This window comes from Pseudarthrobacter sp. NPDC058196, assembly GCF_042882685.1.
Lineage (GTDB): Bacteria > Actinomycetota > Actinomycetes > Actinomycetales > Micrococcaceae > Arthrobacter.
This window is the reverse complement of record NZ_JBHVVN010000022.1, coordinates 22,672-35,101: the sequence shown is the minus strand read 5'-3', so window position 1 is coordinate 35,101 and position 12,430 is coordinate 22,672. Positions and strand designations below refer to the sequence as shown.

The 12,430-nt window shown below is 66.9% G+C and carries 16 protein-coding genes; 5 read left to right on the top strand and 11 right to left on the bottom strand.

From position 1 onward, the window contains the following. The coding region (locus tag ACFVVC_RS21965) for a hypothetical protein (RefSeq protein ID WP_387458378.1) at positions 1–239 on the top strand (239 nt) is incomplete at its 5' end. A gap of 333 nt (positions 240–572) precedes the next feature. On the opposite strand, the gene rpsN is transcribed toward ACFVVC_RS21965, so the two are convergent. Genes rpsN through rpmB form a run of 3 tightly spaced genes read right to left on the bottom strand, consistent with a single transcriptional unit; the run spans position 573 to position 1,284 of the window. Beyond that, positions 573–878 (bottom strand): 30S ribosomal protein S14, encoded by a 306-nt coding sequence (gene rpsN / locus ACFVVC_RS21960; protein WP_387458376.1) that lies wholly within the window; start codon positions 876–878, stop codon positions 573–575. A 2-nt stretch (positions 879–880) separates the two neighbouring features. Beyond that, the gene (rpmG, locus tag ACFVVC_RS21955) at positions 881–1,048 is read right to left on the bottom strand and encodes a 50S ribosomal protein L33 (RefSeq protein WP_013602737.1); all 168 of its coding nucleotides are present in this window, start codon (positions 1,046–1,048) and stop codon (positions 881–883) included. Continuing rightward, positions 1,048–1,284: a 50S ribosomal protein L28 gene (rpmB, locus tag ACFVVC_RS21950; RefSeq protein ID WP_018763944.1), complete on the bottom strand. Its 237-nt coding sequence runs from the start codon at positions 1,282–1,284 to the stop codon at positions 1,048–1,050. The genes rpmG and rpmB overlap by 1 nt, the downstream gene beginning before the upstream one ends. 316 nt (positions 1,285–1,600) lie before the next feature. Here rpmB and ACFVVC_RS21945 point away from each other — a divergent pair, with 316 nt between their 5' ends. From ACFVVC_RS21945 to ACFVVC_RS21935, 3 genes are read left to right on the top strand one after another with little or no spacing between them, the layout of a single operon-like run. Further along, a complete protein-coding gene (locus ACFVVC_RS21945; protein WP_387458374.1) occupies positions 1,601–3,073 on the top strand; it encodes a ferric reductase-like transmembrane domain-containing protein in 1,473 nt (490 codons plus the stop codon). Next, positions 3,070–3,606: an FMN-binding protein gene (locus ACFVVC_RS21940; RefSeq protein WP_387458372.1), complete on the top strand. Its 537-nt coding sequence runs from the start codon at positions 3,070–3,072 to the stop codon at positions 3,604–3,606. Before ACFVVC_RS21945 ends, ACFVVC_RS21940 begins: the two co-directional genes overlap by 4 nt. After that, positions 3,590–4,411: an FAD:protein FMN transferase gene (locus tag ACFVVC_RS21935; RefSeq protein WP_387458370.1), complete on the top strand. Its 822-nt coding sequence runs from the start codon at positions 3,590–3,592 to the stop codon at positions 4,409–4,411. Before ACFVVC_RS21940 ends, ACFVVC_RS21935 begins: the two co-directional genes overlap by 17 nt. Positions 4,412–4,434: 23 nt before the next feature. On the opposite strand, the gene ACFVVC_RS21930 is transcribed toward ACFVVC_RS21935, so the two are convergent. Then, positions 4,435–5,196 carry an SGNH/GDSL hydrolase family protein gene (locus ACFVVC_RS21930; protein ID WP_387458368.1) on the bottom strand — a complete coding sequence of 254 codons (762 nt, stop codon included), beginning with the start codon at positions 5,194–5,196 and terminating at the stop codon, positions 4,435–4,437. A gap of 44 nt (positions 5,197–5,240) precedes the next feature. Then, the gene (locus ACFVVC_RS21925; protein ID WP_285244374.1) at positions 5,241–5,726 is read right to left on the bottom strand and encodes a MarR family winged helix-turn-helix transcriptional regulator; all 486 of its coding nucleotides are present in this window, start codon (positions 5,724–5,726) and stop codon (positions 5,241–5,243) included. A 60-nt stretch (positions 5,727–5,786) separates the two neighbouring features. On the opposite strand from ACFVVC_RS21925, the gene ACFVVC_RS21920 reads away from it, so the two are divergent. Beyond that, on the top strand, positions 5,787–6,092 hold the full coding sequence (locus tag ACFVVC_RS21920; protein ID WP_387458365.1) for a YciI family protein: 306 nt from the start codon (positions 5,787–5,789) through the stop codon (positions 6,090–6,092). On the opposite strand, the gene ACFVVC_RS21915 is transcribed toward ACFVVC_RS21920, so the two are convergent. The 6 genes from ACFVVC_RS21915 to ACFVVC_RS21890 all read right to left on the bottom strand — a co-directional run bounded on the left by ACFVVC_RS21915 (position 6,089) and on the right by ACFVVC_RS21890 (position 12,200). Further along, complete coding sequence (locus ACFVVC_RS21915) at positions 6,089–6,931, bottom strand: SGNH/GDSL hydrolase family protein (RefSeq protein ID WP_387458363.1); 843 nt, start codon at positions 6,929–6,931, stop codon at positions 6,089–6,091. The two genes, ACFVVC_RS21920 and ACFVVC_RS21915, sit on opposite strands and share 4 nt — an antisense overlap. 205 nt (positions 6,932–7,136) lie before the next feature. Further along, positions 7,137–8,189, bottom strand: a complete 1,053-nt coding sequence (locus ACFVVC_RS21910; protein WP_387458361.1) for a siderophore-interacting protein — start codon at positions 8,187–8,189, stop codon at positions 7,137–7,139. Then, positions 8,186–9,001: an ABC transporter ATP-binding protein gene (locus ACFVVC_RS21905; RefSeq protein WP_387458359.1), complete on the bottom strand. Its 816-nt coding sequence runs from the start codon at positions 8,999–9,001 to the stop codon at positions 8,186–8,188. The genes ACFVVC_RS21910 and ACFVVC_RS21905 overlap by 4 nt, the downstream gene beginning before the upstream one ends. Position 9,002: 1 nt before the next feature. After that, complete coding sequence (locus tag ACFVVC_RS21900; protein WP_387458382.1) at positions 9,003–9,977, bottom strand: FecCD family ABC transporter permease; 975 nt, start codon at positions 9,975–9,977, stop codon at positions 9,003–9,005. 41 nt (positions 9,978–10,018) lie between these two features. After that, entirely contained in the window at positions 10,019–11,101 is a 1,083-nt protein-coding gene (locus ACFVVC_RS21895) for a FecCD family ABC transporter permease (protein WP_387458357.1), read from the bottom strand. Between the two features lie 10 nt (positions 11,102–11,111). Then, on the bottom strand, positions 11,112–12,200 hold the full coding sequence (locus ACFVVC_RS21890) for an iron-siderophore ABC transporter substrate-binding protein (RefSeq protein WP_387458355.1): 1,089 nt from the start codon (positions 12,198–12,200) through the stop codon (positions 11,112–11,114). Between the last annotated feature and the right edge of the window lie 230 nt (positions 12,201–12,430).

The window sequence follows — 12,430 nt, the reverse complement described above, 5'->3', positions numbered from 1 at the left end:
CCACGGGGTGGCGGATCCAGTCAATTCAACCAATCCATAAAACAATTGGTATCAACAAACTTGGCACACTATTGAGTTCTCAAACAACAGACACACCCGGCACCACCACAACCAAAAACCAGTCGCAGATCGCTCCGGAGCAACTTTTCAAACTTACCGGATCTCCAACCCCAATGCAAATCCATATCCCAGGACCCACACCAAAGAAAAGAACCCCCACCCAACTCCCAGCACCCTAAAGAGCACCCGGATATCAGTCCGTATTTTTGGGGGATTTGGCCACCCGCGGTTACCAGCTCTTCGCTGTCCCCCGCGGCGACTTAGAAAACAATACACGCACTCCCACCCCACCGCAAACCCGCCACCCAGCGGAGAACATCCCCGGGATTCCGCGGCGAAACGGGCCAACAGGCGCCCAGGCCGCCTCCCGCCGTCGTAACTTCCGCTGTGTGTGCTGCCGCACAGGGCGGAGACATGCTCAACCACCATCCGCCGAGTGGGTTAAACGCAAAAGGGCCGGCAACCGTGAGGTTGCCGGCCCTTTTCAAGCAGCTGGTGTCAGCGAGGCTGGATTACCAGGAAGACTTGGTGATGCCCGGAAGCTCACCGCGGTGAGCCATGTCGCGGAAGCGGACACGGGAGATACCGAACTTCTGGAAGGTACCGCGGGGACGGCCGTCGATGATGTCGCGGTTACGCAGACGGATCGGGGACGCGTTGCGGGGCAGCTTCTGCAGGCCCAGGCGGGCTGCTTCGCGTGCTTCATCGGTTGCGTTTTCGTCAACCAGGGTCTTCTTCAGCTCGAGGCGCTTGGCAGCGTAACGCTGAACGATGACCTTGCGCTGCTCGTTGCGAGCAATCTTGGACTTCTTAGCCATGTTTAGCGCTCCTCTCGGAATTCGACGTGCTGGCGGATCTTGGGGTCGTACTTCTTCAAGACCATGCGGTCAGGATCGTTACGACGGTTCTTGCGGGTTACGTAGGTGTAACCCGTGCCCGCGGTCGACTTGAGCTTGATGATCGGACGTACGTCCTTGTCCTTAGCCACTAGAGCTTCACCCCACGAGCCAGAATGTCGGCGACGACTGCGTCGATGCCGCGAACGTCGATGGTCTTGATGCCACGCGCAGAGACCTGCAGCGTGACGTTACGGCGCAGGGACGGAACCCAGTAGCGCTTCTTCTGGATGTTCGGATCGAACCGGCGCTTGTTGCGACGGTGCGAGTGCGAAATGCTGTGCCCAAAGCCCGGCTCGGCTCCGGTCACTTGGCAGTGTGCTGCCATGACTTCTCCTCAAGAATTGAAAGTAATGATCCGCATATCTGCTGCTGGACCATGCTGCTAAGGGCGACCCAAAAGTGAAGAAGGGCAACGGTTAGTCACGCAACTTGAGCCCCTAACTACCGGCCACCCTGGAGAAATTACCGGGCAACCGGAGCAATTGCGCACGCTCCGCGCACTTAGCGCCTACCAAGTCTACGAGTTGACGCAATTAAAGACCAATCGGGTGTATAAGGGCAGCAGCGGGAGCGAAAGGTCACAGCAGCTTGTTCCCCCTTTTCACAGCAGGGACATAGCTTCCCAAAGCAATCTTGGAGGCATGAACACGCAGCTCCTGCCGACAACACCGGCCGCAAGCAGCTCCGGCCGTCCGGAGCGCCCTTCCCTGTCCACACCAAGGCCCGTCCGCGGCCGGTTTGCCCGCCAGCACAAGCAGCGCATGCTGCGAACCGACCTCCTGACCGTCATTGCCTGGGCCTCCGTTGCCGCGGCAATCGCCCTGTGGCTGGCGGACGGCGGGGCATCGAACATCACCTCCCCCGCGGGGCTGTTCACCGCGGGCGGGATCGTCGCCGGACTGGCGGGCATGGACCTGGTCCTGCTCATGCTGCTCCTGGCCGCAAGGATCCCGTTCATTGACCGGACCATCGGCCACGACCGCGCCCTGGAGTTCCACGGCACGCTGGGCAAGCCCTCGCTCTACCTGCTCCTGGCCCACGGCGTCCTGATCGCCATCGGGTACGGCATGGCGGAAGGGATTGACCCTGTCACCGAGTCCATCAACCTGTGGGTGCAGGTGCCCGATATGTGGCTGGCATTCGTTTCCATGGCCCTGTTTGTCGCCGTGGTGGTGACGTCCCTGGTAGCCGTCCGGCGCCGCTTTCCGTACGAGTTCTGGTACGTGGTGCACCTGCTGACGTATGCCGCAGTCGGCACCTCAATCCCGCACCAGTTCAGCGTTGGCGGGTTGTTCGCCGCGGGGACGTGGCAGCGCTGGTATTGGCTGGCTATCTGCATCTCCACCGGAACGGCCCTGGTGTACTTCCGCATCCTGGAGCCGGTACTGGCCACCTTCCGGCACCAGCTCACTGTGGCCAAGGTCGAGTCCGTGGCGCCCGGCGTCGTGAACATCGTTATGCGCGGCCGGCAGCTGGACCAGCTGGCGGGGACCGGTGGACGCTTCTTCATCTGGCGGTTCCTGGCCCCGGGAATGTGGTGGCATCCGCACCCGTTCAGCCTCTCCGCCGAGCCCGTCTTCACTGGCCCCGACGGCCAGGGAACCATGCGGATCACCGTCCGCAACCTCGGCGACGGATCGGCCGGGCTCCTCCGGTTGCGGAAGGGAACCAAAGTGGCGCTGGAGGGACCGTACGGCCTGCTCAGCACCGCCGCCCGCACCAAGAACAAAGTGGTCATGATCGGAGCCGGCATCGGCATCACTCCGCTGCGCGCGCTGCTGGAAACCACGCCGTTCGGTCCCGGGGAGGCGAGCGTCCTGCTCCGCGGCCACACGGAGCAGGAGCTCTACCTCAGCAGCGAAATCCTGGAGCTCTGCCAGGAACGCGGAGTCAGGCTCTTCCACCTCACCGGGCCACGGTCCCGTGGCCGCTCCACCTGGCTCCCCGAGGACGCCGTGCGCAACGGCTACAGCCTCACCTCCTACGTCCCGGACATCAAGGACGCAGACGTCTACGTCTGCGGCCCGGCCACTTGGGCAGCCAACGTCATAGCGGACGCCACGAAGGCCGGCGTCAGCGAGGACCAGATCCATCACGAAAGGTTTGACTGGTGAAAATACGCGGAATAGCCGCTGCCGCCTTTGCCTCCGCCGGGATCCTCCTGGCGGGCTGGCAGGCAGGCACGCAGGTATCAGGCATCAGCACCGTCGCAACAGGCACGACGGCGACAGGCACCACGGGTGCCACCGGCACCGGCGCATCCGGGACGGGTTCCTCCACCGCTTCGGGGTCGTCCAGCACAACAGGCTCGTCCAGCACGTCGGGTACGACCGGCTCCTCAAGCTCGTCCGGGTCATCGGGTTCAACCGCCTCCGGCACCTACAAGGGAACCGCGGTACAGACCAGGTTCGGTCCCGTGCAGGTCCAGATCACGGTGGCGAACGGCAAGATCACGGATGTCACGGCCCTCCAGCTGACCAACACCGACGGCAAGTCGATCCAGATCAGCAACCGAGCGGCCCCCCTGCTCCGCAGCGAGGCGCTGGCTGCACAGTCCGCCAGCATCAAGACGATCAGTGGCGCCACCGTCACCAGCAGCGCCTATCTCACCTCACTCCAGGCAGCCATCGATGCAGCACACCTCTAGCCCCGCGCCAACGCAAACCGGCTCCCCGGCCCTGAAAGCCCGCACCTTCGAGTGCATGGGGACGGTCGTCAGCCTGACCATGCCTGTCGGAATGGCTTCGGAAGGGCAGCCACGGCTTGATGAGCTCGCCGCCGCCTCCGCCGTCGTCGAACGCCACTTCCGGGAACTCGACGAAACCTTCAGCCTGTACCGCCCGGACTCCGAAGCCAGCCGGCTGGCCCGCGGCGAACTGACGCTGCGGACCGCCTCGCCGCAGACGCGGGAACGGTACGCCGAGGCGCACGAATGGCGGCTGCGCACGGAAGGCGCTTTTACCCCCGAGAGGCCGGACGGCGTCCTGGATCTTTCCGGCATCGTCAAGGGCCACGCCATCCACGAGGCCGGGACCTCGCTCCTCGCCCTGGGCCGGCGCGACTGGTGCCTCAACGCCGGCGGGGACGTCCTGGTGAGCGGCTCGCCCCGGCCGGGCAGCACCGAGCCGTGGAAGGCCGGGATTGTGGATCCGGCGGACCGCCGCACCCTGATCACCGGGTATGCGCTCGGGGCGGGCGGGCAGCACGCAGCCCTTGCAACCTCAGGTTCAGCGGAGCGGGGCGAGCACATCTGGCGGCTGGGCGGCGGGGCCGGGTTCGTCCAGGTCACCGTGGCCGCGGCGGACATCGTCACCGCTGATGTACTGGCCACGGCAATCGTTTCCGGCGGAACGCCGATGCTGGACCTGGCCGCTGACAACTGGGATGTTGCAGTACTGGCGATCCGCGCCGACGGCTCGATGCTGGCTACTCCGGCGTTCCAGTACACCTGAGGCCGGCGGCCGGAACTGCGGGGTCAGAGGCGGGTGAGCTGGGCGTACTTGGGCCCGAGGTTGTCCCCGGACGACTTGCCGGTGACGCGGCGAACCACCCACGGGGCCGCGTATTCCCGGAACCATTGGGCGTTGGCGCGGAGCGCCTCCCTGCCGCTGAGTGCAGGGACCGGCGTCATGGGCGGGATGTCGATGGAATGGTCATATTTGAGGACTTCGAGCACACGCTTGGCCATGTTGGCGTGGCCCGCCGCGGACATGTGCATCCGGTCGTGGGCCCACATGCCCCAGTCGTAGTATTCGCTGAAGCGCCAGTAGTCCACCAGCAGCGCACCGTGGTCCCCTGCGATGCCGCGGACCAGCTCGTTGTAAATTGCGGTCCGGCCGCGCATGGTGCCGAAAACCTTTGAACCCCGGGCATCGAAACCGGTGAACATCACCACGGTGGCCCCGGTGGCGGCCAGCCTGCTGACGGCGTCGTTGTACTCCACCAGCAGTTCGTCGATGTCCACGCGCGGCCGGAGGATATCATTGGCGCCGGCGTAGATGCTCACCAGTGTGGGTTTGAGTTCGACGGCGGCGTCCACCTGCTCGGCCAGGATCTGGCGGAGCTTCCTGCCCCGGATGGCGAGGTTGGCGTAGCCGAAGCCGGGATCGGCGGCGCACAGTTGTTCGGCCAGGCGGTCGGCCCAGCCGCGGACGCCGTTGGGGTGGCCGGGGTCGTCGTCGCCAACGCCTTCAGTAAAAGAATCGCCCAAGGCCACGAACCGGGAAGTGAAATCCATGCGGTAAGTTTGCCACCCGTTGCCGGAAGCAACCAATCGGCGGTTCAGCCCTTGGTTTCGCGCAGGATCCAGTGGTCGGTGTCCAGCCGCCCGACGACTTTTTCGCCGATCCGCGCCAGGTCCAGGACGTCCTGTTCGGTCAGGGCGTCGAGGAACAGGTCCCGGACATCCTCGACATGGCGGGGCGCCAGCCCAACAATGGTCGCCATGCCTTCCTCGGTGAGGTGCGCCGTGGTGACCCGCGCATCGTGGGGGTGCGGCCGGCGTTCCACCCAGCCCCGCTTTTGGAGCTTGGTCACCACATGGGAGAGGCGGGAGAGGGAGGCGCTGCTGCGGGCGGCAAGCTCACTCATGGGCAGGAACCGGTCCTCGGCTTCGGAGAGCATGGCCAGGACGGTGTAATCGAAGAGGGACAACTTCCCCGCGCTGTGAAGCCTGGTGTCAAGTGCCGCAGGCAGCAGCGTGTTGATGCTCACCAGCGCCAGCCAGGCACGGCGTTCGTCTGCGTTGAGCCATCGGGGTTCGGTCATGAACCCATTCTACGATTGATCTTTCAAGTAGCTTTGTTGCGGCGCCGGTAGGCTTGCCCCATGTATGTTGTCTCCCTCACCTATCGCGTGCCCCAGGAGATCGTCGACTTCCATAACGACGCCCACATCGCCTGGCTCCAAAAGGCTTTCGACGACGGCGTGTTCATCGCCGCGGGCCGCAAGATTCCGCGTACCGGAGGGTTGTTGCTGTCGCAGGCGGACCGCGCCACCCTCGACGCCAGCCTGGCGCAGGACCCGTTCTACTCCAACGGGGTGGCCGATTTCGAGGTGCTGGAGTTCCATGCCGGCCGGGTGGCGCCGGGGTATGAAAACCTGCTGGACAGCCCGCCCGCCCAGGCCAGCTAAGGCGCGGGGACGTCGTCGGGCGTTTCCGCCGCAAGCTTCTTCAACCCTTTGCGCGGGACTTTCACCGGCTCCGGCCAGCGCGGGGTGAGCGTGTCCCCCAGCGTGACGCCGCGGAGCTTGCGGCCGAACAGCGGCAGGACCCAGTCGTGGACCCAGCGCCGCTGCTGCTGCTCCCATTCGCGCACGCTGAGCCGTGCGGCCGGTTCCCAGTCCTTGCGCTTGATCTTGTGCGGTACGCCCAACTGGTCCAGCACCTGCCCGGCAAGGTATTTGTGTCCGGCCTTTGACATGTGGAGGCGGTCCGAGTCCCACATCCTCCGGTCATGGAAGGCGTCCAGACACCAGTAATCCACCAGCAGTGCACCGTGCTTCGCCGCGATCTCCCGGACCCGCTGGTTGTAGTAGGTGTTGCGCTTCTTCAGCGGCTCCAGCAGCGCCGAAACCTTGACGTCGAACCCGGTGAAGAGGACCACTGTCGCCCCGGTGCCCGCGAGTTTGGCGACGAATTGGTCGTAGTCCGCCATCAGCGCCGCCATGTCCGTCTTCAGGTCCAGGATGTCGTTGCCGCCGGCGTAGAGCGTGATCAGCGTGGGCCGCATCCGCAGCGCGGGTTCCAACTGTTCGTCGATGATGTGCCGGAGCCGCTTGCTCCTGATGGCCAGGTTGGCGTACTTCCAGCCGGGCCGCGCCTTGGCCAGTTTCTCGGCCACCCGGTCGGCCCAGCCCCGCACCCCGTTGGGCAGCCGCTCATCCCGGTCCCCCACCCCTTCGGTGAAAGAGTCCCCCAAGGCCACAAAAACCCGCCGCCCCGAGTCAGGAAGCAAGGATTCAGGCACCACGCCAACCTAGCCCCAACAAAGAAAGCGCAGGGAAAGCCGAGGTAAAGCTTGGGTGACGGAGAGGCTCTAAGCCGGCGACGCTGTTTCGCGTAGGAGCGCATCGCCGACAGGAGCGGAGAGAGGCCGCCCGCGGCCGAATGGAGCGAAGGAAGGTGTCTAAGCGACGGCGAAACAGTGTCGCCGGCGCACCCAGGCGCAGGAAGACTCAGCCCTCGGCTTTGCCCTGCCGCCAGTAGCCCATGAACGCCACCTGCTTCCGGTCGATGCCCACCTCGCGGACCAGGTACCGCCGCAGGTCCCGGATGGCGGCCGCTTCACCGGCGATCCACGCGTAGAACGGCATGGCGCCGGCGGGCAGCTGCGGATTCCTGGCGGCGGTGATGGCGGCGGCCTCCATCCGGGCAGGCGTTTCCCAAAGGATGTCCACGTCGACGTTGACGTCTTCGGGCTCCGGCCCCGCGCCGCCGTCGTCCGCGGTGATGCCCACCCAGCCCAGCACGGGGACGGCATCGCGCACCGCCTCCTGCAGCAACTGGCCGTGCGGCCTGGACCTGCCGATGGCGGCACCGCGGGCCAGCCAGGTGATCTCGATGTCCGCCGGGGAGCTGAGCTCCAGGAAGTCCGCAGGCTGCTGGACCTCGAGGAGCGCGTGACCGCTCATGTAGGGCGGAAGGGTTTCCAGGATCGCGGCGATCGCGGGGACGGCGGTTTCGTCGCCGGCGAGCAGGATGCGCTGGGCCAGCCCGGGCCGCCATTCGATGCCGGAGTAGGTTTCCGCGGTGACGCAGTGCGCCGCGCGGTTGTTGGGGCCGATGATGGTCAGGGCATCGCCCGGCTTGGCGTTCAGGGCCCAGTTCGCGGCGGGACCGGAGGCTTCCCGGGGCAGCCCGCGGTGATTGCCGTGCAGGGCGAAGTCGACGTCGATCTCCGGGTACACCGCGTCCAGCCGGGCCTCCCGGACCGTGTAGGTCCGCATGGCGCCGCGGACGTCCGGGTCCATGGCAAGCCAGTCCCGGTACCAGCCCGCCTGGCTGGTGTTGAAGGCCGGAAGCGGCAGTTGGGTACCGTCGGGGGCGAGCGAGGGAATCAGCAGTTTGATCCGGAGGTCGAGGGTGTCGCCGTGGACGCCGAAACCGCGCAGCGAGTACCCGCCGAAGGTGATCCTGCGGAAGTTTGGGCTGAGGTCACGGACCGCGGTGACGCTGACCTCGAAGGCCAGGCTCATCGGCTGGGTGGCGGCGGTTTCCCGGGTCTTCATGCGACGGGCTCCAGTTCGTTGGCGGTGGCGTGGTGGCGGCCGATGGGGATGATGAGCGGGGTCCCGGAGACGGGGTCGGGGATGACGCGGCTGTCGAGGCCGAAGACCTCGCGGACCAGGTGTTCGGTCACCACGTCGCCGGGGGCACCTGCGGCCGTTACGGCGCCGTCCTTCATGGCGATGACGTGGTCTGCGTACCGTGCGGCGAGGTTGAGGTCGTGCAGGACGATGGCCACCGTGGTGCCCCGTGTGCGGTTCAGGTCCGTCACCAGGTCCAGGACTTCCACCTGGTGCGCCAGGTCGAGGTACGTGGTGGGTTCGTCCAGCAGCAGCACCTCCGTTTCCTGCGCCAGCGCCATGGCAATCCAGGCGCGCTGGCGCTGGCCGCCGGAGAGTTCGTCCACCTCGCGCGCGGCCAGGTCCAGCATCCCGGTGGCTTGCAGCGCGCGCTGCACGGCGCCCTCGTCTTTGCCGCTCCAGCTGCGGAACAGGCCTTGGTGCGGGTAGCGGCCGCGGCCCACCAGGTCCCGGACGGTGATTCCGTCCGGGGCGGCGGGATGCTGGGGAAGCAGGCCTAGGGTGCGGGCAAGTTCGCGGGCCGGGCGGGCGTGGATGTCCTTGCCGTCGAGGGTCACCACCCCGGACGCGGGTTTGAGGAGCCGGGACAGGCCACGCAGCAGGGTGGACTTTCCGCAGGCATTCGCACCGACGATCATGGTGACCCTGCCTTCGGGGATCCGGAGGCTGAGCCGGTCCACCACGCAACGTTGGTCGTATTGCAGTGTCAGGCCTTGTGCTTCCAGGACGGGCACGTCAGGCGTCCTTTCGGTTGGCTGCGACCAGGAGCCACAGCAGGAACGGGGCGCCGAGGGCGCCGGTGACCACTCCCACCGGCAGGACGGTGCCGTCCAGCAGCAGCGGGGCGAGGTTGGCGGCGAAGTAGTCCGCCGCGAGGACAATCAGGGCACCCACCAGGGCCGACGCCGGCAGGCCGGGTTTGCCGGTGAAGCGGCGGGCGATGGGTCCGGCCAGGAAGGCGACGAACGCGACCGGCCCGGCAGCCGCCGTCGCCACCGCCGCGAGCGATACCGCGATGACCACAAGGGCCAGGCGGGTGCCGGCGACGCGCAGTCCCAGTCCGGCGGCGGCGTCGTCGCCCAGTTCCAGGATGCGCAGCGGTCCGGCGATCAATGCGACGGCGGGAACCAGGACCGCGAGCGCCAGGAACAGGACGCCGGCCCGGTCCCAGTTGGCGGAGTTCAGCGAGCCGTTCAGCCAGACCAGGGCGTCGGCGGCGGTCCGGATGTCGGCGCGGGTCATCAGGAAACTCACCACTGCCTGCAGGGCGGCGGCGATGCCCACCCCGGCCAGGACCAGGCGGTTCCCGGCGGCGTTCCCCCGGCCGGGCCCCCGGTTCCTGCCGCTGGAGATCGCGTAGATCAGGACGGCCACGGCGAGCGCCCCGGCCAGCGCCGCCCCGGACACCGTGGCACCGGACGCGCCGAAAACGACGATGGCAACAACGGCCGCCGCGCTGGCCCCGGAACTGATGCCTATGACATCGGGGCTGGCCAGCGGATTGCTGAGCATCGTTTGGAAGAGGGCGCCGGCCAGTCCGAACGCAACTCCGATCATGGTTCCGATGACGGCGTGCGGAAGCTTGTTCTCCATCACGATGAAGCTGGCGCCCGGAATCTTGGGGCCGCCGGTGAGATGGTGGGCGACGATGGTGAAGAAGTCGGGGACGGTGACCGTGTAGCTGCCCAGCAGGACGGACACGAAGAACATCACCACCACGGCGGTGGCCAGCACGGCAGTCCGGTGGACCGTCACAGCCCGGTTCCTTTCCCGCGGCGGACGAGCCAGACGAAGACCGGGGCGCCGACGAGGGCGGTCATGATGCCGGCCGGGACCTCGCCGGGGAGCAGCACCACGCGCCCTGCGATGTCTGCCGCGAGCAGCAGCGCCGGGGCGGCCGCCAGGGAAAAGGGAAGGATCCAGCGGTAGTCCGGACCGGTGAGGAAACGGACGGCGTGCGGCACCACCAGGCCGACGAAGCCGATGGGGCCCGCCAGCGCGGTGGCCGTGCCGCACAGCAGGACGATTCCCAAGGCGGTCACGGCACGGGCGGCGCCAACACGCTGCCCGAGCCCGCGGGCGGTGTCGTCGCCCAGGGCCAGGCTGTTGAGGATCCTGCCGCTCAGCAGCACAATGAGTGCGCCCGCAGCCAAGAAGGGCAGGCCGGGAAGCAGCACGGACCAGTCCCTGCCGGCGATTCCGCCGACCTGCCAGAACCGGAACCTGTCCAGGGTGTCCTGGCTGGAGACCAGGATGACGTTCATGAGGGAGGAGAGCCCGGCGCTCAGGGCCGCCCCCGCGAGCGCGAGCTTGACCGGCGTGGCGCCTTCCCGGCCCAGCGAGGCGATGAGATACACCACGACGGCGGCGGTTGCGGCACCGAGGAAGGCGAACCAGACGTATCCGGAAAAGCCGGTTACGCTGAAGACGTAGATGCCGGTCACCACTGCCAGGGCTGCACCGGCGTTGACGCCGATGATGCCGGGATCGGCCAGCGGGTTGCGGGCAACTCCCTGCATGGCGGCGCCGGCCAGGCCCAGGGCGCCGCCGGCCAACAGGCCAAGGACAGTCCGCGGAATCCGCGCCTGGACCACCGCGTGGTCGCCGTTCGCGGGATCGAACGCTGCCAGGGCCTGCCACACCGTGCCGAGCGGAACATCCCGGGCACCCACCGCCAGCGACGCCCCGGCCATGAGCACCAGCACGACGACGGCGGCAGCCAGCCAGGCGGCGCGCTTCCTTTCCGGGGCCATGCCGCGGAGGGGAGCGGCCGCCTCCCGGACCGGCACCCGGGTGCCGGTGTCCGCTGCGGGACGTGCCGTCGTCGTACTCATGGCGCTGGACCTACTTCACTGCATCCGCTGCGCCGGCGAGCTGCGGCAGGAAGGTGTCCAGGGACCACGGCAGGCTCAGCGGCGAGGATGCCGAGATGGAAAGGGTCAGGGTGTTGTCCGAATCGGCCACCAGGGCGCCGTTCTTGATTGCGGGGATCTGGCCCAGGAGGGGGTCGGCCTTGATGGCGTCCTTGGTGGACGCGTCGGGGACCCAGGTGACGAAGATGTCCGAGGCCAGCTCGTTGGCCTTTTCCGCGGACCACGGGATGTAGAACTCCTTGGAGCCCTTGGAGTTGTCCGCCACCACCGGTGCCAGGGTCATGCCGATTTCGGTGAGGAACCGGGGGCGGTTGTCGTTGGCCGTGTAGACGTTCACGCCGTCACCCTTGGCAGGCTCGAGGTTGCCGTAGATGAAGCTCTTACCGGCGATCTGCGGGTACTTGGCGACCTTGTCCTTGACGGTGGCTTCGGTGTCCTCCACCAGTTGTGCTGCCTGCGCTTCCTTGCCCAGGGCCTTGCCGATGATGGTGGTGGAGTCCTGCCAGGAGGTCCCGTACGCCACCTGGGGGTGGGCCACCACGGGGGCGATCTCGCTGAGCTTCTTGTAGTCCTCCTCGGTGAGGCCCGAGTAGGCGGCGAGGATGACGTCGGGGCTGAGCTTGGCGATCTCGGTGAAGTTGATGCCGTCGGCTTCGGAGTACTGGACCGGCGCCTTGGCCGAACCGAATCCGGCGCCCAGTTGTTCCAGGGCGGCATCCTTCCACGGGGTGGAGCCCTTACTGTTGCCGCCCCATTCGTTTTTGGGGACGCCGACGGGCACCACGCCCAGGGCGATGGCGACGTCGTCGTTCACCCAGGAAACGGTCGCCACCCGGGTGGGCTGCTTCTCGATGGTGGTGCTGCCGAACAGGTGCTTGATGGTGACCGGGAACGCCGCGTTGCCGCCGGCGCTGGTGGCGTCGGTTACGGAGGAGGCGGGACCGGTGGAGCAGCCAGAGAGCGTGAGCGCTGCCGCGGCGAGGACGGCTCCCGCTTTGCCGGCGGAGGAGAAGAGGCTCCGGCGGGTGGGGAGGGGACCAGGGAAAAGGGGGGACGTCACGGGGCTCCTTCAAGGGGGCGGATGAAAAACTTAAGTAAGGCTAACCTATGTAAATCATCATTACGCAACATTTTTGTCACCTAATCCGAATTGGGTGAGCAACGCCACATCCGCAGGCCGGTCCTTGGACAGTTGACTCCCGATTTGGCAGGATGGCCTTGCCGGGCAGGCCTCAGCCGCCTTGGCACGCTGAACATCGGACGGGACAACAGGAAATGCGCATGCAGAGG

Bases quoted from the DNA above. Each gene is read 5' to 3' on its own strand.
- rpsN (WP_387458376.1), bottom strand. From the start codon at position 878: ATGGCTAAGAAGTCCAAGATTGCTCGCAACGAGCAGCGCAAGGTCATC.
- ACFVVC_RS21900 (WP_387458382.1), bottom strand. From the start codon at position 9,977: ATGTTCTTCGTGTCCGTCCTGCTGGGCAGCTACACGGTCACCGTCCCC.
- ACFVVC_RS21945 (WP_387458374.1), top strand. From the start codon at position 1,601: ATGAACACGCAGCTCCTGCCGACAACACCGGCCGCAAGCAGCTCCGGC.
- ACFVVC_RS21920 (WP_387458365.1), top strand. From the start codon at position 5,787: ATGTATGTTGTCTCCCTCACCTATCGCGTGCCCCAGGAGATCGTCGAC.
- ACFVVC_RS21895 (WP_387458357.1), bottom strand. From the start codon at position 11,101: ATGAGTACGACGACGGCACGTCCCGCAGCGGACACCGGCACCCGGGTG.
- ACFVVC_RS21935 (WP_387458370.1), top strand. From the start codon at position 3,590: ATGCAGCACACCTCTAGCCCCGCGCCAACGCAAACCGGCTCCCCGGCC.
- ACFVVC_RS21910 (WP_387458361.1), bottom strand. From the start codon at position 8,189: ATGAAGACCCGGGAAACCGCCGCCACCCAGCCGATGAGCCTGGCCTTC.
- rpmB (WP_018763944.1), bottom strand. From the start codon at position 1,284: ATGGCAGCACACTGCCAAGTGACCGGAGCCGAGCCGGGCTTTGGGCAC.
- ACFVVC_RS21930 (WP_387458368.1), bottom strand. From the start codon at position 5,196: ATGGATTTCACTTCCCGGTTCGTGGCCTTGGGCGATTCTTTTACTGAA.
- ACFVVC_RS21925 (WP_285244374.1), bottom strand. From the start codon at position 5,726: ATGACCGAACCCCGATGGCTCAACGCAGACGAACGCCGTGCCTGGCTG.